Below are 22,816 nucleotides of genomic sequence, written 5' to 3' on the forward strand. Positions count from 1 at the left end.
CTCAGATCGTCGCCCTGAGGCGGGGGTTGAGCAGGACATAGGCAATATCGGCCAGAAGGTTCATGAGAATGAAACCAACTGCGGTGCAGAGCACGATGCCCTGCACGACGGCATAATCCCGAGTGAAGACGGCATCGACCGTCATCTTGCCGAAGCCGGGGATGGTGAATATCTGCTCCGTCAGAACCGCGCCGGCCAGCAATTCGCCGAAAAGCAGCGCCAAAAGCGTGATGACGGGCAGAAGCGCATTGCGGAAACTGTGCGACAGGATGATCTCGCGAGGCGAAAGCCCCTTGGCGCGGGCGGTGCGGATATAATCGGAACTCAAAACCGCCACCATCGCCGAGCGTGTATGGCGCATCAGCGTTGCCGCAAGCGCATTGCCCAGCACGAAGGCAGGCATGATCATGGTTTCGATGGAACGGACAGGATCGACGAAGATCGATTCATAACCGGATGCCGGCAGCCAACCCAGTTTCACCGACACCAAGAGGATGAGCATGATACCGAGCCAGAAATTCGGGATCGACAGGCCGGACAACGCCACGATATTGGCCGTATAGTCGATCCAGGTATTCTTCTTGACGGCGGCTAAAATGCCGATCGGAATACCGATGACCATGGCGAAGAACATCGCCATGACAGCCAGCTGGATGGTGACCGGCAGCTTCTGGCCAATCAGTTCCAGCACCGGCTGGTTGGTGCGCAGCGAAATGCCGAAATCGCCGGTAACGACACCGCCGAGCCAGTTGAGATATTGCAGCGGCACGGGATCGTTGAGGCGATATTTCTCGCGCAGGAATTCAATCGTCGCGGGATCACGCTCCTCGCCCGCCATGGCAAGCACCGGATCGCCGGGAAGAAGTTTTTGCAGGGAGAAAACGAAGATGGAAATGATCAGAAGCGTCGGGATCGCGACTAGAAGTCGCTTGCCGATATAAACAGGCATGGCATTGCCCCCGTTTGGGTCCGGTCTTGGCGGCCGCACGGCAAGCCGTGCGGCCTGTTCGAAGCGATCAGTCCTTGGAAACGCCGAGAAGGCGGATCATACCATCAGGCGAAGGCGCCCATCCCTTGACCTTGTTGGAAATGGCATAGGCATAGGGCTGGTGGCCGAGATAGATGATCGGCATGTCATCGTTGAGGATGACGCTTGCGGCATCGTATTTTTCCTTGCGCACTGCATCTTCGGTAGAGGCGCGCGCCTCGTTCAGCAGTTTGTCGACTTCAGGGTTGCAATATTTCACATCGTTGATGCCGCCCTTGCAGGTGACGAACTGGTGCAGGTTGCCGTCGGGATCGATACGCCCCGACCAGTCGGAACGGCTGAGCTGGTAGTTGCCGGCGGTTTGCTCGGAAAGAAGCGTCGCAAATTCCGTCGCCTTCAGGGTGACATTGAAACCGGCTTCCGCCACCATCGATTGGATGACCTGCATCATCTGCGTCTGCGTGGTATTATTGGCGTGCTGAAGCTCGACATCGAGCGTCTCGTAACCCGCCTCTTTCATCAGCTGCTTGGCCTTGTCGATATCGCGCGGCGGCACGGCCAAGTTCTGGTTGAACCAGGGGCTTGTCGGCGGGAAAGCCTGATTGCCGGCCTTGGACGTACCCTCGAAGACGATCTGGCCAATCGCCTCGCGGTCGATCGCGTAGGAGAAGGCCTGGCGCAGGCGCTTGTCCTTGCCGAGCGGATTGTCGGCGCGCGCGCCATTGTTGATGTTGACATACATCGCCATGTAACCCGGCCCGATCACATCGGCATAGGTCAGCTTGGGGTCGTTCTTGACGGATTCCGCATCTGACGCCGAAATGCGCTCGGCGATATCGAGGTCACCGGCACGAAGGTTTGCGAGCTTTACGGTCGTATCCGGGATCGGCAGATAGACGATTTTATCGACAAGGATTTTGTCCTTGTCCCAATAGTCCGCGAATTTTTCGAGCACGATACGGTCCTGCTGGATGCGCTCGACGAATTTGAAAGGCCCGGCGCAGACCGGCTTGGAGCCGAAATTCGCGCCCAGTTCCTTGGCCGCCTTCGGCGCGACGATCATGCCGGCGCGGTCGGAAAGCTGCGCCAGCAGGGTAACGTCAGGTGTCTTCAGTGTGAACTTGACTTCCAGCGGTCCCGTCGCCTCAATCTTCTCGACAGAGGACAGCTCACTCTTGCGGCGGGATTCCGGCAGCGTCATGTTGCGCTCGATGGTCGCGACGACTGCAGCCGCATCCAGCGTCTCACCGTCGTGGAATTTGACACCATCACGGATTTTCATGGTCAGCACCTTGCCGCCCTCGGACCAGGCCCATTCGGTGGCAAGCTGCGGCACGATCTTCATGTCCTGCGAGATATCCACGAGCTTGTCGCACATGGCGGTGTAGACGATACGGCCAACGAAGGTGCGCGATTGCGCGGGGTCGAGCACATCGGCGTCATCGTTAAGGCCGATGCGCAATTCGGACGATAGCGCCGGTGCGGCCAGGAATGCGCTCGCCAAAAGCGCGGCGGTGAGTGTCTGGATTTTCTTCATGTTCGTTCCTCTGGTCTGGTTATTTTGACTTTTTGTCATTGGCCGCCCCTTCCGGGACGACAGTTTTCATCCGTGGCCTCAGGAGGCCTCGGTCAGCGAATTATCGGCCTCGGCCGCATTGCCCTCCCCGGCGCTCTCCTCCAGAAAGCCGAGCGAGGTGGCGCGGATCAGCCTTTCCTGATGCATGAGAAGATGCTGGCGCATGGCTTCACCGGCGCGCGCCGGATCGCGGTCGGCGATAGCTTCGACAATGGCCATATGCTGTTCGAAAGACGCCCTGCCGTTCGTGCCGCTGCGCCGGGCGAGCTCGCGGATCGACTGCCACGCATCGTCCTGGCGGATGCGGTTGACGACATCGAAGATCGACAGAAAGAGCTTGTTGCCGGCGCTCTGGGCGATCTGGCGGTGGAGCGAACCATCCCACAATTCCTTGGCATCGGCATCCGTGCTCTGCCCGGTCTTCTCAACAAGGGCGCGCATGCGCTCCACCTCGGCGGGCTTGGCGCGCATGGCCGCAAGCTGCGCCAGCTGCGGTTCGATGCGCAGACGCACCTCCATGATTTCCATGAAATCGGTGCCGGCAACCAATTCGGTGACTTGAGCGGACCAATCGTCGGGTTTTTCACCCACAAAGGTCCCGGCCCCCTGCCGGCGCCAGATCAGGCCCTCAGCTTCCAGAACCTCGAGAGCACGGCGGATCGAACGGCGACCGACATTAAAAGTCTCCGCAAAAGCCCGCTCCGTGGGCAGGCGGCCGTCTTTCGTAAGATCCTGCGTCTGAATATATTCACGCAGCTTCGCCAGAGCGTAATTGGAGTTGTCGTTAGGGTTTACCGTCACGTCGCACCATTTATCGAACCAATCTTATATTGGTTCATTTTGGTGAGAAATTTTTGCGGAGGTCAAGCTCATTTTTGAGCGACAATAATTAGCGCTCAAAATATGGGCACATCGCGTTTTTTTGAATGGGAACGATGCGGGCGCGGAGCCTAGTTGTTATCGGCGTCCTCGATCGAGAGCTGGATGCGCCCCGACAGATGCTCGCCGGGCGCTACTATCCTGAGACCCAGCCCTTCCCGCTGCGCCTGCGGTAAACCAAGTGTTCCCGCGGCCATGGAAACGGGCTCAAGGCAGAGATAGCGATCCATGCGGTGCACGGCGAGATCGCCGAAAACGGGATCGGCCTCGATCAGCAGTGAAAACCTGTCGAATTGGACATGGGCATTTGACCAATCGGTGAAATGCAATGTGTATCCCGTTGCAGCCGGAATGGCAGCTTGTGGGCGAGGTATTGCCGCTTGGCCGGTAGGCACGTTCTGCGCGTCCAGAGGATATTGCAGCCTGGCGTCCGTCCGCGCATCGCCGCGCAGCCCGGCTGCCAGATAAGGATGCCAGCCCAGCGCCATCGGCGCGGGCACATCCGCGAGATTGGTGATCGACAGCTCCACGGTGAGGCCAGCGTCTTCAAGCAGGAAAGACTGCTCGGCGCGGAAGGAAAATGGCCATTCCCCGTCAGCCTCGTAGTCGAGGACCAACGCGACCCGATTTGAAGACAGATCGGAAACCTCCCAAGGGCGGCGGTGCGCCGGCCCATGCATGGCGTCGGGCGCTAGGGCTGGATGTGGAAGAAGATCATGGCGACTACCCGCATGCACGAACGAGCCGCCATAGAGCCGGTTGTGGTAGGGAAACAGCGGATAGGCACCGGCTCTCGGCCAGTTGAACGGCTCGAATTCCGGCTCGGTCGTGGGCACAAGAATATCGCCGTATTCCGAGTGGCGCAGATGCGTCATCCTGCCGCCCCATGCGGGGCAGATGCGGGCAGAAAGCTGCCCGCAGGTTATCGCAACCGTTTCAGGCAAAGGCATAGGAGCCGTCGGGCCGTTTCGGCACCCGTCTCTGCCAATGAATATAGCCATCTTCCTGCATGGCTTTTTCATCCATCTCGACGCCCCAGCCGGGGCGATCCGGCCTCAGTTCCAGATATCCGTCCTTCGGCAGATAGGGATCGACAACATAGCGGGTTTCATCCTCGCGTTTTTCAAGATCGGTGCCGCCGTAAACGTAGCACTGTCCTTTCGGTAGCCGGTATTCGAGAATACGGAAATTCTGCTGGGCAGCGGAGAAATGCACGTTGACGGCGGTGGCGAGCGGGCCCATCGGGTTATGCGGCGCGATGCTGACGAAGTGGGCTTCCGCAAGCGTGGCGATGCGGCGCATCTCCGAAATGCCGCCGACGACGCAGATATCGGGTTGAATGATATCTGCACCCTTCACTTGAAGAAGTCGCAGGAACTCGTTGCGATTATAGAGACTTTCACCCGTTGCCAACGTGCAGTTCAGCCCCTGTTTCAGGTCTCCCCACATCTCGATGTTTTCCGGGCGCAAAGGCTCCTCGAAGAACAGCGGATCGTAAGGGGCAAGCGCGTTGCCAAGCTGGCGGGCGGCGGCAGGCTCGAAAATCTTGGCATGGGCATCAAACGCGATGTCGTAGTCTGGCCGCACGGTCTCGCGCAGCGAGCGGAAATATTCGGCCGAACTGCGCACCACTTCACCCCAGCGATGGGCGTGGATATCGACGCGCCACGGGCTGAGCTTGAAGGCTGTGAAGCCCCAGTCCTCATTCAGACGGTCGAATTCTTCCTTTGCCGCCGGTGCGTCTGGGGCCGTGTAGACACCGGCATAGACCTTGACCCGGTCGCGCACTTCGCCGCCCAGCAGCTTGTAAACCGGCACGCCCGCTGCCTTGGCGGCAAGGTCCCAGAGGCAATGATCGAGCGCCGAGATGGCCGAGAGACCGAGCGCGCCGGGCGGAAAGCGGTTCTGCTGGAGAAGGAGATTGTAGAGATATTCGACCCGCGTCGGATCCTGCCCGGCAAGAAAGCCGTAGAGGTAGTCCAGAACCGGCGGCAAGGCGAGATCGGGGCCGTGATTGTAACATTCCCCCCAGCCGGTCAGGCCGTCATCCGTATCGAGAGCGACGATGACGCGGGGACGGTCCTTGTCGCGGGTGACGAATACCCGCATGCGATCGATTTTCATGCTTTAGTCTTCCTCATGAATAGTAGAACGAACAGGCGCGGCGTCATCGCGCGACGGCCCCATTCTTGATCTCTGATGGTTCGACGTAGCGGAACCTTCGGGTACGATCCCTGTCTCTCGGGTCCGGGCGCGGAATGGCGGAAAGAAGCGCCTGCGTATAGGGATGGTCGGGCGCGTTGCAGACCTTTTCGGCCTCTCCCACTTCGACAAGCTTGCCGCGGTACATCACCCCGACGCGGTCGCACATGTAGCGGATAACGCCGATGTCATGGCTGATGAAGATGTAGGCGAGCCCCAGCTCGTCCTGCAGGCGCATCAAAAGATCCAGCACCTGGAACCGCACCGAAACATCAAGCGCCGAGGTCGCCTCATCCGCCACGATGATGCGCGGCTTCAGCGTTATGGCGCGGGCGATGCCGATGCGTTGGCGCTGGCCGCCGGAAAAGGCGTGCGGGTAGCGTTCACGCCCGGCCGGCTCCAGCCCCACCTGCTCCATCAGGGCGCAGACACGCTCATCCAGTTCCCTGCCCCTGGCAATGCCGTTGACCAGCAACGGCTCACCGATCACCTGTGCCACCGTCATGCGCGGATTGAGCGAGCCGAACGGATCCTGAAAGACCATGCGCAACTCACGCCGTGCGGCTTTCAGCTCGGCACCTTCGATCTTGGCCAGATCGACCACCGTGCCATCCGCCCGACGATAGCGCATCTCGCCGCCGGTCGGATCGTAAAGGCGCATGATCGAGCGGCCCATCGTGGTCTTGCCGGAACCGCTTTCGCCGACGATGCCGAGCGTCTCGCCGGGCAGCAATTTGATCGAGACGCCGTCCAGCGCCTTCATCTCACCGAAATGCATGGAGAGGTTATTCACCTCAAGGATGGGTGCTGCGGCAAGATCAAGCGGCGGGCGGGCGAGCCGGATTTCCGCTTTCTGCTCCAATTTCAGCACCGAGCCGATCAACATGCGAGTATAGGGGTCCTGCGGATTGTGGAATATCTCATCCACGGTGCCATATTCCTTGGCAACGCCATGATGCATGACCAGCACGTCGTCGGCAATCTGCGCCACCACACCCATATCGTGGGTGATGAACAGCACCGCCATGCCATGCGCTTTTTGCAGCCTCGATATCAGGTCGAGGATTTCGGCCTGTGTCGTCACATCAAGCGCCGTCGTCGGTTCGTCGGCGATCAAAAGCTGCGGTTTGCAGGCGAGCGCCATGGCGATCATGGCGCGCTGGCGCATGCCGCCCGAATATTGGAAGGCGTAGCGATCCAGCGCCTTTTCAGGATTGGGAATTTCCACCTGCCGCAACAGCTCGATTGCTTCGGCCCTCGCCTGTGCCTTGCTCATTTTCAGATGCAGACGCAGAACCTCGGTAATCTGGTCTCCAACAGTGTGCACGGGTGAAAGCGACGACATCGGCTCCTGAAAGATCATCGCGATGTCAGCACCGCGCACCGAGCGGATGGCCCGGCTGCGCGGATCGAGCTTTGCCAGATCGAGCGACGTGCCATCGGCGCGGTTGAGGATGATCGAGCCGGACGCGATGCGGCCGGGGCTGTCGATGATCTGCAGGATCGAGCGGGCGGTGACGGATTTGCCGGAGCCGCTTTCACCAACGACGCAGAGCGTCTTGCCGGGATCGATGGAGAAGGACAGATCGTTGACCGCCCGGAAAATGCCGTTTCTGACCGGAAACTCGGTGACCAGATTGCGGACTTCGAGCAGTGGCTTGGTTGGCTTCATGGAGAGAATATCGCTCATCCGGGGCCTCACTTGTTATAGGGGTCGGCTGCGTCGCGCAGACCGTCACCGAGCAGATTGAGCGCCATCACGGCAACGACAACAGCGACACCGGGCAGGAACAGCCACGGCGCGGTTGCTATCGAGCGGATGTTCTGCGCCTCGCGAAGCAGCACGCCCCAGGAAATCGTCGGCGGCTGAAGGCCAAGGCCAAGGAACGATAGCGAGGTTTCCGCAAGGATCATCGCCGGAACGGCCAGCGTGACCGAGGCGATGATATGGCTCGAAAAACTGGGTAGCATGTGGCGGAAGATGATGCGTCCTTCCGGCACGCCATCCAGCCGGGCGGCGGCCACGAACTCTTCGGTTCTGAGCGACAGGAACCGACCGCGCACCACGCGGGCAAGCTGCGCCCAGCCGGTCAGGGAGAGGATGATGGTGATCATCATGTATTGAAGCGTTGCCGGCCAGCCCTGCGGCAGGGCGGCGGCCAGCGCCAGCCAGATGGGAATGGTGGGCAGCGACAGGACGAAGTCGATCACGCGCTGCATGACGAAATCGATGCGACCACCGTAATAACCGGAGATACCGCCGAGAACGACGCCCAGCAGCAGCGAGAAAAACACGCCGACGAGACCGATGGAAAGGGAAATCTGCGACCCCTGCACCACACGGCTGAAGACATCGCGGCCGAGGCGATCCGCGCCGAAGAGAAAGAGCGGCCGCGTCTTGTCGGTGGAGGCCAGCAGATGGATATCCGTCGTGAACAGGCCAAACACGGAATATTCGTAACCGCGACCGAAAAGCTGGACCGGGATTTTCTTGGCCGTATCTTCGACGAACACGGCCGCCAGCGTTTCGGGGTTGCGCGTCAGCTTCAGCGGATAATAGTGCAGTCCGAGCGAGAAACCGTCGGTCGTATCGATGAAATGCACGCGCTGCGGCGGATGGAAGGTGGCGCGGGCATTCTGCAGCACCGGATCGTTGATGGCGAAGAAACCGGGCAAGAGCGCCACGATATACATGGCGATGGTGACGAACAGGGCGGCCATGGCCAGCTTGTGGCGTTTGAAAGCCCACCAGATGAGCTGCCACTGCGAGGCGACGGCGGCGCGGTCCGGCCGGGTATTGGTGGTGACGGCGATATCGCTCATGACGCCCTCCTATTCGAGACGGATGCGCGGATCGACCAGCGCAAGCAGGATGTCGCTGATCAGCGACCCGATCAGCGTCAGCGCGCAGATCAGAAGCACGAAAGCGCCGGCGAGATACATGTCCTGCGCCATCAAGGACTGCAAAAGCAGCGGCGCGGCCGTGGGCAGGTTGAGGACGATGGCGACAACCACGGAGCCCGAAATAAGATTGGGCAACAGCCACGCAATGGTGGAAATGAACGGGTTGAGCGCAATTCTCAACGGGTATTTCGTCAGCAGCTTGAATTCGGACAGTCCCTTCGCACGCGCTGTGGTCACATAGGGCTTGGGCAATTCGTCCAGCATATTGGCACGCATGACGCGGATGAGGCTGGCCGTGGAAGACACAGCAAGGATCGCGACCGGCAGCCAGATATGCGCCATCAGGTCCATCATCTTGGCGATGCTCCAGGACGCAGTTTCATATTCCGCGGAGAATAGCCCGCCGACATCGGCCCCGAACTCCACCGCCGCGACATACATCAGCACCAGCGCCAACAGGAATGACGGTATGGAAAGGCCGAAAAAGGAGAAGGCTGTAAAGAGGTAATCGCCGATCGAATATTTGCGCACGGCGGAAAAGACGCCGATCGGAAGCGCGATGGCCCATGTTGCGAGAAGGCTGGCAATGGCCAGAACCAGCGTCAGCGCCATGCGCTCCCAGATGAGGCCGGAAACCGGCTGCTGCCACTCGAAGGAGATTCCGAAATCACCGCGGCTGATGATGCCCCATATCCATTTCAGATATTGCACGATCATCGGGTCATCGAGGCCAAAGCGTTCACGCAGCTGCGCCGCCGTATTGTGGTCGATGACCTCGTTGGAAGCGGCCAAGGTGGCGATATAAGTCGTCACATAGTCGCCGGGTGGCAGCTGGATCAGGACAAAGGCAAGGAAACTGACGGCAAACAGGGACGGTATCATCCACAGCAGGCGTTTTACGATAAAAAGCAGCATGTCGCTCTCGCAATCACATTGTGCAACACGCACCGCCTCCCCTTGAGGAGACGGGTCGTGGGTGGTCGAAACAACCTGAGAAGCGTCGCCGCTTTAGGCGGCGACGCCCATATGGCGTTGTCAGCTTGTGAAGGTGAACTGTTGCGGCAGCGCCGGGCCGGGATTGGGCCAGGACCAGCTGTCGGGCTCCGTTTCCGGCACATTGCGCAGATTGTTGCGGATGATGCCGAAACCACCCACCGCAAGGCAGAGGCCGATTGTCTCGAACTCTTCCGCCGCAATATCGAAGATTTCCTTCATCTTCTCGCCGCGCTTGGCAAGATCGGCCGTCGAACGCGCCTCATCAAACAGCTTGAAGCGTTTCTTCTGGCTTTCCGGCGGCTCTTCGCCCTTCTGGCCGTTGGATGTGTACCAGAGCGCCCAAGGGATGGCGTAACGCGAACCCTGCGGATGGAAGGCGAAGAAATCGCGCGGGTCGAGCATTGGATCGAGACCGCCGGGGCCGGGCCACACAGCCGCATCATGGGCGTTGTCATCGCCACGCGTGTAATAGAGCGCGCGTTCGATGGTGTTGACCTTGATATCGACGCCGATCTGCGCCCACTGCGCCTTCACCAGTTCCAGCGCATCGACCAGATCGGGATAGAGCGTCGGAATGACATCGATCGAGAAGAAGATCGGCTGGCCGTCAGGCCGCAACCGGATGCCGTTGCCGTTCTTCTTGTCGTAGCCGGCCTTGTCGAGAAGATCATTGGCCTTGTCGACATCATATTCGGTGAACTGGCGCGCCAGCTTTTCATTATACCAGGGGTGTGTCGGGCGCGGCCCGGCCTGATATCCCTCGCTCTGGCCGAAATAGACGATGTCGATGATTTCCTGCCGGTTGAGCGCGACGGACAGCGCCTGACGGAACGACTTGTCGGCGAACATCTTGCGCATTGCCGGATCTTTATGGGTGATATTCAGGTAGATCTGGCACTGCTGCGAGGCAGACGGCACCAGTGTCAGCAGGCGATAATCGCCTTTTTTCATGTTTTGCGAGAGCGTCGGCTTGTTGGCGAGAACGCTGATATGGCGCTCCTGAATGTCGATCTTGCCGGAAATGACGTTCAGCATCAGCGATTCGACATCCTGCGAGATGCCGAAATTGACTTCGTCGATGTAAGGAAGCTGGTTGCCTTCGGTATCAACCTGCCAGAAGTAAGGGTTACGGGTCATGACCACTCGGGTCGCGCCACCGGAATAAGGTTCCTTCACCACCCATGGGTCGAGCGTCGGCTTGTCGACATTCGACCAGCGGGACGGAATTTCGATGTCGCCGCACTTGGCCCGGAACAGTTCCGTCCAGCTAGAGACGCCCGCAGCCTTCACATCGGCATCGAGCGCCGTGTTGTATTTCGGCAGAAACTTGCTGCAATAATGCTTGGGAAACAGCGTCGGGTGCTGGCCAAGCGGCGTGGCGAGGTTTTCCAGATAGAGCGCATTCGGTGCCGCGAATTTGAACCTTACCGTGAAATCATCGACCTTTTCGACGTCGACGGCCTTGCCGGCCACGGAAAGCTGCGCCGGGGTTGCGCTGTAAAGCTCCTTGTTCTTGATGCAGTCCTCTATGGCGAACACAACGTCATCTGCGGTGAAGGGATGTCCGTCAGACCATTTTGCGCCCTGCAACAGATGGAAGGTGAACTGCGAGGCGTCGTCGTTGACTTCCCATTTTTCAGCCAGGTTCGGCAGAACCTCGGTGAAGTCCATGTTCCAGCGCACCAGCCCCTGATTGCCGACCATGCGCAGGATGCCGTTATGGTCCGACGAGCCGCGCAGACCGCGACGCAATGTGCCGCCATAGGTGCCGATCTTTTCATGCGGTGTCACCACCATCGGATTTTTCGGCAGGCGCTCTGCTAAGGGCGGCAATTTGCCGTCCTTTACCAGTGCCTCAAGTGCCGGGGCCTCCTTGCCGGTGGCAGCCCTGGCCGAGGTCCCGATGACGGAAAGGGCAGCGACGCCCCCAAGCCCCGCCATGAAGGTTCGGCGCGTCACGCCCTGTGAAAATGCATCGCCATCGCGCATCGATAATCCTCCCAAAAAATCACCGGCAGCGAAACAGTTCTCACTGTACCGCGACAGCCCTCCCGGCCAGCCAGCGCACCGATCCTCCATCGGCAGGGGCAGACCATATGGGCGTTTTCAGATGATTACAAGTATTGACAGATTTTTACATATTTTTTATTCGTAGACCGGTTTTCAGGATCAGGACTGAAGAAAAAATCGGCACGACCGTGCTCTCGCTCACAAAAACCCCCGTATTTCTGTTGCGATTGAAATGCAGGAAAATCCATTAACTTCAGCGATTTGCAACGAAAGGGCTGCTGATGGACAATCAAACCGCATCTGCCGCCGCTCGAGGCGAGACTCGGCTGAGCGACATCATCTACGAAAAGATCGTGGGCATGATTTCGGACGGGCGGTTTCCCGTAAACGAGCGGTTGCCATCGGAACAGAATCTGGCGTCGTTATTCGGCGCATCCCGGCCAGTTGTGCGTGAAGCGCTGGAGCGGCTGCGAAACGATGGACTCATCGTATCCCAGAAGGGATCGGGCTCCTATGTGCGCCAGCAGCCGGATTCGTCCGTGTTGCAGCAGGTCCCTGTCGGCTCGCTTGCTGACGTACAGCGGTTTTTCGAATTCCGGTCCGGCCTCGAATCTGCAGCCGCCGAGCTTGCGGCGCGCAACTGGCAACCAGCCGACAAGTTGCGCATCGAGCAGGCGATTACAGCACTGGAACAGTGTCTGGAGCGCACCGAACTCGGTGCGGAGGAAGACTTTGCCCTGCACGAAGCCATCGCGAAGGCGAGCCATAACCAGTTCCACATCACCGTGCGGATCTGGTTCAAACCTCATTTCGCCATCGGTCAATCGGTGACACGCAGCCTCAGCCTCAAACGGACGCCGCAGCATGTGCGCGAGGTGCAGAACGAACATACCGCAATCGTTGAGGCGATTTTTGCGCGGCAGGAGCAGGCCGCGCATGACGCAATGAAAGACCACATATTAAAGGCCCGCGCCCGCATGTTTCAGGGCGTCGGCAGTTAGGCCGCGTCCTGCAACTTCGAAGACAGCATTACAGAGGACGATGAGGGAGAGGAACCAGTGAGCCAGCCGCGCATAATAGAACCGAAGCTCCGTTCCCTGATCGATATTCCCTTGAAGGTCGGCGAATCGCCGGCCTGGGATGAGCGAACCGGCGACCTGTGGTTCGTCGATATTCTCGCCCCCGCCATTTTCTGCCTCTCGCAGAGTGGAAAGCTGGACAGATACGATGTGCCCGCGCAGGTGGGTTGTCTCGGGCTTTGCGACAACGGCATGATCGTGGCTGGCCTCAAAACCGGCGTGCACCTTCTCGATCCGGCCACCGGTAAGCTCGAACTTCTGTGCGACCCGGATGAAGGACGGGCCGACAGCCGCCTCAATGACGGCAAGGTCGGTCCGGACGGCCATTTCTGGGTGGGAACCCGCGACGAGGCCGCCGTGCCGACAGGCAATGCGCGTCTCTACCGTGTTGCTCCTGACGGGGCGGTAGAGCGCATCATCGATGGCGACATGCTGACATCCAACGGCCTTGCCTGGAGCCCGGATGGAAAGCGGATGTATCATTCCGACAGCAGCGGCCTCATGTATCAGGCTTTCGATTTCGATGCCGCCACCGGCAAGCTTGGCCCCGCCGAACGCCTCCATGATTTTGCCCCCGACGAAGGCAGGCCGGATGGCGCGGCGACCGATAACGAAGGCTGTTACTGGAGCGCCGGCGTTCAGGCGGGCCGCCTCAACCGCTTTTCACCGGATGGAGAGTTGTTCGAGGTCTACAGGTTGCCGTTCAAGGGGCCGACCATGCCATGTTTCGGCGGTCCGGACCTCAAAACGATCTATCTCACCAGTCTCGTGACGGAAACGAACGGAATTACCACCGCAGGAACGCTCGTGTCATTCGACGCCCCTGTCGCGGGCACACCGGTTCACAAATTCTCCATCTGAGACGCCCTTCTACCTTGAGGAACAAATTGATGACGACATTCGATTTTCGCCAGGCGCTGCAGGGCATTTCCGGCGTTCCCGTGACGGCTTATGATGCAGGCGGCGAAGTGGACGCTGGTGTCACCGCCGAGGTTTACGCCCGCGTTGCCAAGGCAGGCATCCACAATATCGTCGCGGCGGGCAATACCGGCGAATTCTACGCCCTGACGCCCGCAGAAATTCTGACGGTCTATGAGGCCGCGATAAAAGGTGTCAACGGGAAGGCCCCGGTCACGGCGGCAATCGGCCGCTCGCAGCGGGAGGCGCTGTCTATGGCCCGCCAGGCGAAAGAGATGGGCGCGTCCGCCGTCATGTCACATCAGCCGGTCGACCCTTTTGCAGCCCCGCAATCGCAGATCGACTATTTTATCGGTCTGGCGGAGGGCAGCGAATTGCCGCTGGTTGCTTATGTCCGCGCGGACGGTTTTTCGGTCGATGACATGGTGAGGCTGTCCAGCCACCCGAATGTTGCGGGCATCAAGTTCGCGACGACGGACATCATGCTTCTGTCGCGCGCGATAGCCGCCTCCGATCCGAACGGCGCGCTCTATGTCTGCGGCCTGGCGGAAAGCTGGGCGCCGGCCTTTTCCGCCGCCGGCGCACGCGGTTTCACCTCGGGTCTCGTCAATGTCGCACCGCAATTTTCCCTGCAGGTTCATGACGCCCTGACATCAGGCGATTTCCCGGCCGCACGGAAGATCGTTGAAAAGATCGAATTGTTCGAACGGCTGCGGACCAGATATCGCAACGGCGCCAATGTGACCGTAGTGAAGGAAGCCATGGAAATTCTGGGGCTTGAGGTTGGCCCGGTGCGCGCGCCGGGGCTTGCGCGTCTGGACAAAGAAGATCGCGCGACACTTGAAGGGCTGCTTGCCACCTGGCGTTGATGGAAGCCTCAACGGCAAGCTTTCTGCGATTGGCTTTAAACCTGCGCCAAGACCGGAGTTGTTAGCGAATGCGGTCGATGCAACATGGTCCAAACCGCCCCTGTCTTGCGCTCCGGTCATGTAATATGCCGGCCATCAGCCGGCATATTCTTTCTGATCGCGCATCAATGCTGCACGAGCCGTGACGGAGGCTCAGCCGAACAGCGCAAGGCTGCTCTTCACCGTGACCCACACGCCCCAGAGAAGCGGAATGCCAACGGCAGCCCAGGCAAGAGCCGACTTGGCATCCAGCCCGCCGCGGCCGATGCCGAAGGAACCTGTGGGGCCGGCATTGGCGGCGGCGGTCTTTGCCTGAAGCGCCGCCACTTCCGCGTCCGGCATGAACCACTTGTCCGATAGCGGCCGCACAAACGCATTGGCCACCAGACCAATCGCCAGCATGCCCGCCAGAATATACATCGTGCTGGTATAGAGCGCAGGCCCCGGAGCAACGCCCGCCGCGATCTGTGCCTCGCGGATATAGTTGACGACCACGGGTCCGGCGATGCCGGCCGTCGCCCATGCCGTCAGCAGGCGGCCGTGAATTGCCCCCACGAACTGCGTGCCGAAAATATCGGCGAGATAGGCGGGAATGGTCGCGAAACCACCGCCATACATGGAGAGGATGATGCCGAAGGCGAGCACGAAGAGCGCCTTGTTGCCCATCGTCGCCAGCGTCGGTGCCAGCGCATAAAGAATGATGCCGAGAACGAAGAAGCAGAAATAGGTGTTCTTACGACCAATCTTGTCGGACATCGACGCCCAGAAGAAACGGCCGCCGATGTTGAACAGGGACAGGAGCCCGGTGAAACCTGCCGCGATCGCCGCAATCTGCGCCTTCTGTCCCGCATCGAGATCGGCGAAACCGACACCCGGCAGGCCGATCAGCGAACCGGCGAAGATTTCCTGCAGCATGGGCGAGGCCATTCCGATGACGCCGATGCCGGCCGAAACGTTGAGGCAGAGAACCGCCCAGATCAGCCAGAACTGCGGGGTCTTGTGCGCATCACGCAGGTGGACGTGACGGGTGGTGATCATCGCGCTCTTGGCCGCCGGCGCCGTCCAGCCTTCCGGACGCCAGCCGGCCGGGGGAATACGGTAACCGAAGGCGCCCGCCATCATGAAGGCGAAATAGACCAGCGCCATGACGACGAAGGTCTGCCAGACACCAATAGACGCTTCGGTCTTGAAGGTATTCATCAGCAAATTGGCGAGGGGCGCACCGATCATCGCACCACCGCCGAAGCCCATGATAGCCATGCCTGTCGCCATGCCGCGACGGTCCGGGAACCACTTGATCAGGGTGGAAACCGGCGAGATGTAACCGAGGCCGAGGCCGATGCCGCCGATGACGCCAGCACCAAGCCACATCAGCCAGAGCTGATGGGTGGCGACGCCGATTGCGGCCACCAGAATGCCGCCGCACCAGCAGCAGGCGGAGACGAAGCCCGCCTTGCGGGGTCCCACCCGTTCCAGCCAGCCGCCCCAGATGGCTGCCGAGCAGCCGAGTAGCACGAAGAACAGCGTATAAATCCAGCCGAGATCAGCCACGCGCCAGTTGCACTGCGTGGTGAATAGCGCGCCCATCAGGGTCAGGCCGGAGCAGCTCGGATCGGTCGCCGGCAGTGCTTTCGTCAGCGGTAGCCAGAACACGCTGAAACCATAGGCCATGCCGATGCATAGATGGATGGCCAGAGCTGCCGGCGGCACCAGCCAACGATTGAAACCCGGTCTTGCGATTATTCGTTCGCGGTCCAGAAACCCGGCTTGCGCCACCTCTCCCGCCGTTGCGTCTGCTACTGCCATCGACATTTCCTCCCTCGTGGATGTCAGGACATTTTCCATTCGCCCCGCCAGGCGAATATCAATACCGCCGAACGTCCTCCGTGCGGCGACAAGCTTTATCGGCTTTCGCCCGGATCACGCGCGCGTCGTTTCCGGCACGCTCGGCTCCGAAAGGGATTCGCCCGCAATTGGTCCCTTCCCGCCCGGCGCGCCCTTGGCATCGTCGCCGAGCCCCACGGCATCGGTTGCCGGCGCATCGGGTCTTCTAATCTCTCTGGACGCCGCAAGCACGAGCGGCAAGAAATCGCCCGCGCCGGCATCCACCATCTCGAAGAAGCGGCGACGCATGCGCGGTTCCCAGAACTTGTTGATATGCGTGGCAACGCCGTCCACACGAATATCTTCCGCCTGCGACAGGAAAAACGTCGCGATCTGGTTCGCCATCCTCACCAGCTTTTCATCCGTGTGATTGAGCAACATGGCCTACTCCCCGCGCCAGCTCCTCGGCCAACGCCTCCGTGAATGAGAAGGCCGGGACCAGGCCCGGCCAGCGATTATTCCGCAGCTTCGAGCTTGCCGGCGATCCGGCGGGACTGACGCGCGAGCGCATCATATTCTTCCTGCCATTCCGTCGGCCCATTGGAGGGCGAGACCTGAACCGCCGTCACCTTGTATTCCGGGCAGTTTGTCGCCCAGTCGGAGAAGTCGGTGGTGATGACGTTCGCCTGCGTGCCGGGATGATGGAAGGTGGTATAGACCACGCCCGGCGCGACACGATCGGTGATCAGCGCTCGGAGCGTCGTGTCTCCCGACCGGCTGACGAGCTTGATCCAGTCGCCGTCCTTCACGCCGCGCTGTTCGGCATCGTGCGGATGGATTTCCAGACGATCCTCCTCATGCCAGACCACGTTCTCGGTGCGGCGTGTCTGCGCGCCGACATTATATTGCGACAGGATGCGGCCGGTGGTGAGCAGCAGCGGGAAACGCGGACCGGTGCGTTCATCCGTCGCCACATATTCGGTGCGGATGAACTTGCCCTTGCCACGCACGAAACCATCCACATGCATGATCGGCGAACCCTCTGGGAATTTTTCGTTGCAGGGCCACTGCACCGAACCCTTCTCTTCCAGATAGGCGTAGGAAACGCTGGCGAAGCTTGGGGTCGTTGCCGCGATTTCGTCCATGATCTCGGAGGGATGTGTGTAGTTCCAGGCAAGGCCCATGGCCTGCGCCAGCTTCTGGGTCACTTCCCAGTCGGCATAACCGTTCTTCGGCGACATGACCTTGCGCACGCGGTTGATGCGGCGCTCAGCATTGGTGAAGGTGCCATCCTTTTCGAGGAAGGTGGAACCCGGCAGGAACACATGCGCATAATTCGCCGTCTCGTTCAGGAAGAGGTCATGCACCACAACACATTCCATGGCGGCAAGGCCGGCGGACACATGTTTGGTGTCCGGATCGGACTGGAGAATGTCCTCGCCCTGAATGTAGATGCCCTTGAAGCTGCCATCGACGGCGGCGTCCAGCATGTTGGGGATACGCAACCCCGGTTCGTTGTTGAGCTTCACGCCCCAGAGTTTCTCGAACACATCGCGTGTCGCATCGTCGGAGATATGGCGATAGCCCGGCAGCTCGTGCGGGAAAGACCCCATGTCGCAGGACCCCTGCACATTGTTCTGACCGCGCAGCGGATTGACGCCAACACCGGGGCGGCCGATGTTTCCCGTGACCATGGCGAGATTGGCGATCGCCATGACCGTGGTCGAACCCTGGCTGTGTTCGGTGACACCAAGACCGTAATAGATCGCGCCATTGCCACCCTTGGCATAAAGCCGGGCCGCGCCGCGCAATTCTTCCGCTGGAACGCCGGTGTAGCTTTCGGTTTCTTCCGGGCTGTGCTGTGGCTCGGCCACGAAGGCTGCCCAGTCTTCGAATTCCGACCAGTCGCAGCGCTCGCGAATGAAGGCCTCGTTGAACAGCCCTTCGGTGACGATCACATGCGCCAGCGCCGTCAGCACCGCAACGTTGGTTCCGGGCTTCAGCGGCAGGTGGAAAGCCGCCTCCACATGCGGCGTGCGCACGAGATCGATACGGCGCGGATCGATGACGATCAGTTTAGCACCCTGGCGCAACCGCTTCTTCAACCGCGAGCCGAACACCGGATGGCCATCGGTCGGATTGGCGCCGATGACCAGCACCACGTCGGATTCCTCGACGCTGTCGAAATTCTGCGTACCGGCGGAGGTGCCGAAAGCCTGACCAAGTCCATAACCCGTCGGCGAATGGCAAACACGGGCGCAGGTATCGACATTGTTATTGCCGAAGCCGGCACGGATGAGTTTCTGGACGAGGAAGGTTTCTTCGTTCGTGCAGCGGGACGAGGTGATGCCACCGATGGATTCCCGGCCATACTTGCCCTGAATGCGCCGAAACTCCGAAGCGACATAGGCAAAGGCCGCATCCCAGCTCACTTCCCGCCAAGGATCGCCGATGTTCTCGCGGATCATCGGGTTGAGAATACGATCCCTGTGGGTCGCGTAACCATATGCAAAACGGCCTTTGACGCAGGAATGGCCACGGTTCGCCTGCCCGTCCTTCCACGGCACCATGCGCACCAGCTCTTCGCCACGCATTTCCGCCTTGAAGGAGCAACCGACGCCGCAATAGGCGCAGGTGGTCACCATCGAATGTTCCGGCTGGCCGATCTCGATCACCGATTTTTCGGTGAGCGTCGCGGTCGGACAGGCCTGCACGCAGGCGCCGCAGGAAACGCAGTCGGAATCGAGAAACGCCTCGTGCGCGCCGGGCGACACGCGGCTCTCGAAACCACGGCCTTCGATCGTCAGCGCAAAGGTGCCCTGCACTTCCTCGCAGGCGCGGACGCAGCGGGAACAGACGATGCATTTGGACGGATCATAGGTGAAATACGGATTGCTTTCGTCCTTCGGCATCCAGCGGGCATTGAGATCGCCCTCCCCGGTGCGGGACTTGACGTGATTGTCGCCCTCATAGCCATAACGCACATCGCGAAGGCCGACCGCGCCCGCCATGTCCTGCAATTCGCAATCGCCATTGGCGGCGCAGGTCAGACAGTCTAGCGGGTGGTCGGAGATATAAAGCTCCATCACGCCCTTGCGGATCTGCTTCAGCCGCTCGGTCTGTGTATGCACGACAAGACCGGCAGCAACCGGCGTAGTGCAGGAGGCGGGGGTGCCATTGCGGCCCTCCACCTCGATAAGACAGAGGCGACAGGAGCCGAAAGCATCCACCATGTCGGTGGCGCAGAGTTTCGGCACATCGATGCCAGCTTCGCGCGAGGCGCGCATGATCGAGGTTCCCGCCGCAACGGTCACCTGCCGACCATCGATAGTGAGCGTCACCATATCCGTCGCGTTGGATTTCGGGGTGCCGTAGTCGAATTCGGTTACAAGGGCCATGGTCTTACTCCGCCGCTTCAACACGTTGGATGGGGGCAAAATCATCAGGGAAATGTCTGAGCGCGCTCATGACGGGATAGGGCGTGAAACCGCCCAACGCGCAGAGCGAGCCAAATTTCATCGTGTCGCAGAGATCTTCGAGCAGCGCCGTGTTTTTCTCCCGCTCGATGCCGAGCGCGATCTTGTCGACAGTCTCGACCCCACGCGTCGAGCCGATGCGGCAGGGCGTGCATTTGCCGCAACTTTCGACGGCGCAGAATTCCAGCGCGAACCGGGCCTGATGCATCATGTCTGCCGTGTCATCGAAAACCACGATACCGGCATGGCCGATGAGGCCGCCCGCTGCGGTAAAAGCCTCGTAGTCGAAGATCGTGTCGAACAGCGACACGGGGAAGTAAGCGCCGAGCGGACCGCCCACCTGCACCGCCTTGACCGGGCGGCCGGTGATCGTGCCGCCACCGATATCATTCACCAGTTGCCCGAGGGATAAGCCAAAGGCAGTCTCGTAAAGCCCGCCATATCTGATGTTTCCGGCAAGCTGGATGGGGATGGTGCCATGCGAACGGCCGACACCGAAATCGCGATAGAAAGCGGCGCCGCGATCCATGATGACCGGGATGGAAGCCAGCGAAATCACGTTGTTGACGACGGTCGGCTTGCCGAACAGGCCCTGCAATGCCGGCAGCGGCGGTTTGGCGCGCACCGTGCCACGCTTGCCTTCCAGACTGTTGAGAAGCGAGGTCTCCTCGCCGCAGACATAGGCGCCGGCGCCCATGCGCACTTCCATGTCGAAAGCGCGGCCGGAGCCGAGGACGGAGGTTCCAAGAATGCCCTCACGCCTTGCGATCTCGATCGCCTTTTCCATGACCTTGATGGCGTAGGGATATTCCGAACGGGTATAGATGAAGCCCTTCGTCGCGCCAACGGCAAGCCCGGCAATCGCCATGCCTTCGATCAGCACAAAGGGGTCGCCTTCCATGATCATGCGGTCGGCGAAAGTGCCGCTGTCGCCCTCATCGGCATTGCAGACGATATATTTCTGGTCTGCCACCGCATCCGCAACGGTCTTCCATTTGATACCGGTCGGGAAGCCCGCACCGCCGCGTCCACGCAGGCCGCTTTCGGTGACCTGCGCGACGATGGAGAGCGGCGCCATGGCGACCGCTTTCTCGAGGCCCTTCATGCCCTGATAGGCGCGGTAATCCTCAAGCGAAAGCGGATCGGTCACGCCGCACCGGGCGAAGGTCAGACGCGTCTGGTTCTTCAGGAATGGAATGTCCTTCGTCGGCCCAAGACAGAGACGATGTTCACCACCGGCAAGAAAATCCGCATCGAATAGCGACGTGACATCGGCGGCCTTTACCGGCCCGTAGGCAATACGGCCATGCGCGGTGCGCACTTCCACCAGCACTTCGAGCCAGAGCATGCCACGCGAACCGTTGCGGACAATATGGACGTCGAGGTTGCGGCTTGCCGCCTCTCGGGCAATGGCTTCGGCAACACGGTCTGCGCCGACGGCAAGTGCGGCGGAATCGCCGGGAACAAAAACGGTGACACTCATCGGCGCGCCTCCGTCAGAATGTCGCCAAGACAGTCTTCGTCCAGTCTCGCATGGACCTCACCATCAAGCATCAGGGCCGGCGCCTGCGCGCAGAGCCCGAGACAGAAAACCGGTTCCAGCGTGACGGAACCGTCAGGCGCGGTTTCATGCCAATCGAGACCGAGGCGACTTTTGATGGTTTCCGCAAGAGGCTCGCCACCCATCGACTGGCAAGCCTCGGCGCGACAGAGCTTTAAGACGTGTCGGCCGTGGGGATGATCGCGAAAATCGGGATAGAAGGTGACAACGCCATGAACTTCCGCGCGCGATATGTTCAGCGCAGACGCGATGATCTGCTTGGCGCTTTCCGGGATGTAGCCGAATTCTTCCTGCACGGCGTGCAGGATGGGCAGCAAAGGCCCCTCCAGATGGAGAAAATCGTCGATGACAGCGGAAACACGGGTCGCCTCATCTGCGGCAACCGCTCTGATATTCATAAGCCAGTCCTCCCAAACCGACAGGGGCAAGGAATGACGAGCGGGATATGGTGAAATCCCGTCGCAGCCCCGCATTGGCTGAAAGAATGGCGAGATCGGCAGGATCAGGTCAATAATCAGTTTCCGTCGTTTGATAGGAAATTCCTATCAAACGCTTTTTCAGCTGCGCGCAGGCGGGCCTCATGAAGCAGCGCCGAGACGAGCGGCGTGTGCGGTTCCCGGTGCGTGGCAATCAGGCCCACCAGATGTTCGGCGTCCGGCTCGGTGATCGGAATTATCTTTATCTGCTTTGGAAAACCGAATGATTCCGCAAGGTTGCGCGGCATTATTGAAGCCCATTGTCCGGTTCTGATATGGGAAAAGAGCACGATCATGGAGTTGGATTCCAGTGTCGGCTTTGCCTCCACACCCGCCTCTGCCATGTGTTTATTGATGATGCGGCGGTTCTGCATATCCGGCGTCAATAGGCATAACCTAAGACCCGAAACCTGCTTCCAGGTAACGCTTTCCTGATCGGCGAGCGGCGTTCCACCTGCCGTGATGAGGTGATAGCGCTCGGAATAGAGCGGCACGGTGGTCACTCGCCCCAGGGGTTCGTTGTCGAGATAACTGATTCCCGCGTCGATCTCGAGATTTTCGATCTGCCCCAGCACCTGAAGCGAGGTGCGTGAGGTTACGGAAAAGGTGACATCGGGATGGCGCGCCTGAAAGGATTCCGTCAATCGCGGCACCATTGCAAGCGCGGTCGGAATGACGGCAAGGCGAATATGTCCGGCAAGCCCCTTGCGGGCTGCCCGCATTTCCTCACGCATGGTGCGGGTATCGCCAACGATACGGCGCGCCCATTCCAGCACACGCTGGCCCTCCGGTGTCAGCCCCTGATAACGGGCCGCACGCACCACGAGAACGACACCCAGCTGATCTTCCAATTGCCGGATTGCGGCCGACAGGCTGGGCTGGGAGACACCACACTCCTCCGCCGCCCGGCCGAAATGTTCCGCCCGCGCCAATGCAATGAAAAATTCCAGCTTGTCGATCATACGCTCTCCCCCGCGGCGCGATCACTTGACGGGTGCGCGCGGGAGAACACTAGAACG

The 22,816-nt window shown here is 60.2% G+C and carries 18 protein-coding genes; 3 read left to right on the top strand and 15 right to left on the bottom strand.

The features are described from left to right. Position 1 precedes the first annotated feature (1 nt). The 9 genes from CFBP5499_RS15505 to CFBP5499_RS15545 all read right to left on the bottom strand — a co-directional run bounded on the left by CFBP5499_RS15505 (position 2) and on the right by CFBP5499_RS15545 (position 11,534). Positions 2-949, bottom strand: a complete 948-nt coding sequence (locus CFBP5499_RS15505; RefSeq protein WP_006311351.1) for an ABC transporter permease — start codon at positions 947-949, stop codon at positions 2-4. A gap of 67 nt (positions 950-1,016) precedes the next feature. Continuing rightward, entirely contained in the window at positions 1,017-2,525 is a 1,509-nt protein-coding gene (locus CFBP5499_RS15510; protein ID WP_080829986.1) for an ABC transporter substrate-binding protein, read from the bottom strand. Positions 2,526-2,603: 78 nt separating this feature from the next. Continuing rightward, complete coding sequence (locus CFBP5499_RS15515) at positions 2,604-3,365, bottom strand: FadR/GntR family transcriptional regulator (protein ID WP_080829985.1); 762 nt, start codon at positions 3,363-3,365, stop codon at positions 2,604-2,606. A gap of 149 nt (positions 3,366-3,514) precedes the next feature. Then, positions 3,515-4,393 (bottom strand): aldose 1-epimerase, encoded by an 879-nt coding sequence (locus CFBP5499_RS15520; protein WP_080829984.1) that lies wholly within the window; start codon positions 4,391-4,393, stop codon positions 3,515-3,517. After that, on the bottom strand, positions 4,380-5,567 hold the full coding sequence (locus CFBP5499_RS15525) for a galactarate dehydratase (RefSeq protein WP_080829983.1): 1,188 nt from the start codon (positions 5,565-5,567) through the stop codon (positions 4,380-4,382). Before CFBP5499_RS15525 ends, CFBP5499_RS15520 begins: the two co-directional genes overlap by 14 nt. Positions 5,568-5,610: 43 nt before the next feature. Further along, the gene (locus CFBP5499_RS15530; RefSeq protein ID WP_175416797.1) at positions 5,611-7,335 is read right to left on the bottom strand and encodes an ABC transporter ATP-binding protein; all 1,725 of its coding nucleotides are present in this window, start codon (positions 7,333-7,335) and stop codon (positions 5,611-5,613) included. A gap of 8 nt (positions 7,336-7,343) precedes the next feature. After that, positions 7,344-8,468, bottom strand: coding sequence for an ABC transporter permease (locus CFBP5499_RS15535; protein ID WP_080829982.1), 1,125 nt, complete (start codon positions 8,466-8,468; stop codon positions 7,344-7,346). 9 nt (positions 8,469-8,477) lie between these two features. After that, a complete protein-coding gene (locus CFBP5499_RS15540) occupies positions 8,478-9,464 on the bottom strand; it encodes an ABC transporter permease (RefSeq protein WP_137066339.1) in 987 nt (328 codons plus the stop codon). Positions 9,465-9,584: 120 nt separating this feature from the next. Continuing rightward, on the bottom strand, positions 9,585-11,534 hold the full coding sequence (locus tag CFBP5499_RS15545; RefSeq protein ID WP_080829981.1) for an ABC transporter substrate-binding protein: 1,950 nt from the start codon (positions 11,532-11,534) through the stop codon (positions 9,585-9,587). 302 nt (positions 11,535-11,836) lie between these two features. Between CFBP5499_RS15545 and CFBP5499_RS15550 the strand changes: the two genes are divergently transcribed. Genes CFBP5499_RS15550 through CFBP5499_RS15560 form a run of 3 tightly spaced genes read left to right on the top strand, consistent with a single transcriptional unit; the run spans position 11,837 to position 14,421 of the window. After that, positions 11,837-12,556, top strand: a complete 720-nt coding sequence (locus CFBP5499_RS15550) for a FadR/GntR family transcriptional regulator (protein WP_080829980.1) — start codon at positions 11,837-11,839, stop codon at positions 12,554-12,556. A 57-nt stretch (positions 12,557-12,613) separates the two neighbouring features. After that, a complete protein-coding gene (locus CFBP5499_RS15555; protein ID WP_080829979.1) occupies positions 12,614-13,495 on the top strand; it encodes an SMP-30/gluconolactonase/LRE family protein in 882 nt (293 codons plus the stop codon). A gap of 29 nt (positions 13,496-13,524) precedes the next feature. After that, the gene (locus tag CFBP5499_RS15560; RefSeq protein ID WP_080829978.1) at positions 13,525-14,421 is read left to right on the top strand and encodes a dihydrodipicolinate synthase family protein; all 897 of its coding nucleotides are present in this window, start codon (positions 13,525-13,527) and stop codon (positions 14,419-14,421) included. A 192-nt stretch (positions 14,422-14,613) separates the two neighbouring features. Here the strand turns inward: CFBP5499_RS15560 and CFBP5499_RS15565 are convergent, their stop codons facing one another. The 6 genes from CFBP5499_RS15565 to CFBP5499_RS15590 form a co-directional block, all read right to left on the bottom strand. Then, positions 14,614-16,266, bottom strand: coding sequence for an OFA family MFS transporter (locus tag CFBP5499_RS15565; RefSeq protein WP_080830250.1), 1,653 nt, complete (start codon positions 16,264-16,266; stop codon positions 14,614-14,616). 114 nt (positions 16,267-16,380) lie between these two features. Beyond that, positions 16,381-16,725 carry a formate dehydrogenase subunit delta gene (locus tag CFBP5499_RS15570; RefSeq protein WP_080829977.1) on the bottom strand — a complete coding sequence of 115 codons (345 nt, stop codon included), beginning with the start codon at positions 16,723-16,725 and terminating at the stop codon, positions 16,381-16,383. Positions 16,726-16,799: 74 nt separating this feature from the next. After that, positions 16,800-19,682, bottom strand: a complete 2,883-nt coding sequence (gene fdhF / locus CFBP5499_RS15575; protein WP_080829976.1) for a formate dehydrogenase subunit alpha — start codon at positions 19,680-19,682, stop codon at positions 16,800-16,802. 4 nt (positions 19,683-19,686) lie between these two features. Next, positions 19,687-21,243, bottom strand: coding sequence for a formate dehydrogenase beta subunit (locus CFBP5499_RS15580; RefSeq protein WP_080829975.1), 1,557 nt, complete (start codon positions 21,241-21,243; stop codon positions 19,687-19,689). Further along, positions 21,240-21,719: a formate dehydrogenase subunit gamma gene (locus CFBP5499_RS15585; RefSeq protein ID WP_080829974.1), complete on the bottom strand. Its 480-nt coding sequence runs from the start codon at positions 21,717-21,719 to the stop codon at positions 21,240-21,242. The genes CFBP5499_RS15580 and CFBP5499_RS15585 overlap by 4 nt, the downstream gene beginning before the upstream one ends. Positions 21,720-21,835: 116 nt before the next feature. Beyond that, positions 21,836-22,759 carry a LysR family transcriptional regulator gene (locus tag CFBP5499_RS15590; RefSeq protein WP_080829973.1) on the bottom strand — a complete coding sequence of 308 codons (924 nt, stop codon included), beginning with the start codon at positions 22,757-22,759 and terminating at the stop codon, positions 21,836-21,838. Between the last annotated feature and the right edge of the window lie 57 nt (positions 22,760-22,816).

The organism is Agrobacterium tumefaciens (genome assembly GCF_005221325.1).
In the GTDB taxonomy this organism is placed as follows: domain Bacteria; phylum Pseudomonadota; class Alphaproteobacteria; order Rhizobiales; family Rhizobiaceae; genus Agrobacterium.

Bases quoted from the DNA above. Each gene is read 5' to 3' on its own strand.
- CFBP5499_RS15505 (WP_006311351.1), bottom strand. From the start codon at position 949: ATGCCTGTTTATATCGGCAAGCGACTTCTAGTCGCGATCCCGACGCTT.
- CFBP5499_RS15510 (WP_080829986.1), bottom strand. From the start codon at position 2,525: ATGAAGAAAATCCAGACACTCACCGCCGCGCTTTTGGCGAGCGCATTC.
- CFBP5499_RS15520 (WP_080829984.1), bottom strand. From the start codon at position 4,393: ATGCCTTTGCCTGAAACGGTTGCGATAACCTGCGGGCAGCTTTCTGCC.
- CFBP5499_RS15525 (WP_080829983.1), bottom strand. From the start codon at position 5,567: ATGAAAATCGATCGCATGCGGGTATTCGTCACCCGCGACAAGGACCGT.
- CFBP5499_RS15530 (WP_175416797.1), bottom strand. From the start codon at position 7,335: ATGAGCGATATTCTCTCCATGAAGCCAACCAAGCCACTGCTCGAAGTC.
- CFBP5499_RS15535 (WP_080829982.1), bottom strand. From the start codon at position 8,468: ATGAGCGATATCGCCGTCACCACCAATACCCGGCCGGACCGCGCCGCC.
- CFBP5499_RS15540 (WP_137066339.1), bottom strand. From the start codon at position 9,464: ATGCTGCTTTTTATCGTAAAACGCCTGCTGTGGATGATACCGTCCCTG.
- CFBP5499_RS15545 (WP_080829981.1), bottom strand. From the start codon at position 11,534: ATGCGCGATGGCGATGCATTTTCACAGGGCGTGACGCGCCGAACCTTC.
- CFBP5499_RS15550 (WP_080829980.1), top strand. From the start codon at position 11,837: ATGGACAATCAAACCGCATCTGCCGCCGCTCGAGGCGAGACTCGGCTG.
- CFBP5499_RS15560 (WP_080829978.1), top strand. From the start codon at position 13,525: ATGACGACATTCGATTTTCGCCAGGCGCTGCAGGGCATTTCCGGCGTT.
- CFBP5499_RS15565 (WP_080830250.1), bottom strand. From the start codon at position 16,266: ATGGCAGTAGCAGACGCAACGGCGGGAGAGGTGGCGCAAGCCGGGTTT.
- CFBP5499_RS15570 (WP_080829977.1), bottom strand. From the start codon at position 16,725: ATGTTGCTCAATCACACGGATGAAAAGCTGGTGAGGATGGCGAACCAG.
- fdhF (WP_080829976.1), bottom strand. From the start codon at position 19,682: ATGGCCCTTGTAACCGAATTCGACTACGGCACCCCGAAATCCAACGCG.
- CFBP5499_RS15580 (WP_080829975.1), bottom strand. From the start codon at position 21,243: ATGAGTGTCACCGTTTTTGTTCCCGGCGATTCCGCCGCACTTGCCGTC.
- CFBP5499_RS15585 (WP_080829974.1), bottom strand. From the start codon at position 21,719: ATGAATATCAGAGCGGTTGCCGCAGATGAGGCGACCCGTGTTTCCGCT.
- CFBP5499_RS15590 (WP_080829973.1), bottom strand. From the start codon at position 22,759: ATGATCGACAAGCTGGAATTTTTCATTGCATTGGCGCGGGCGGAACAT.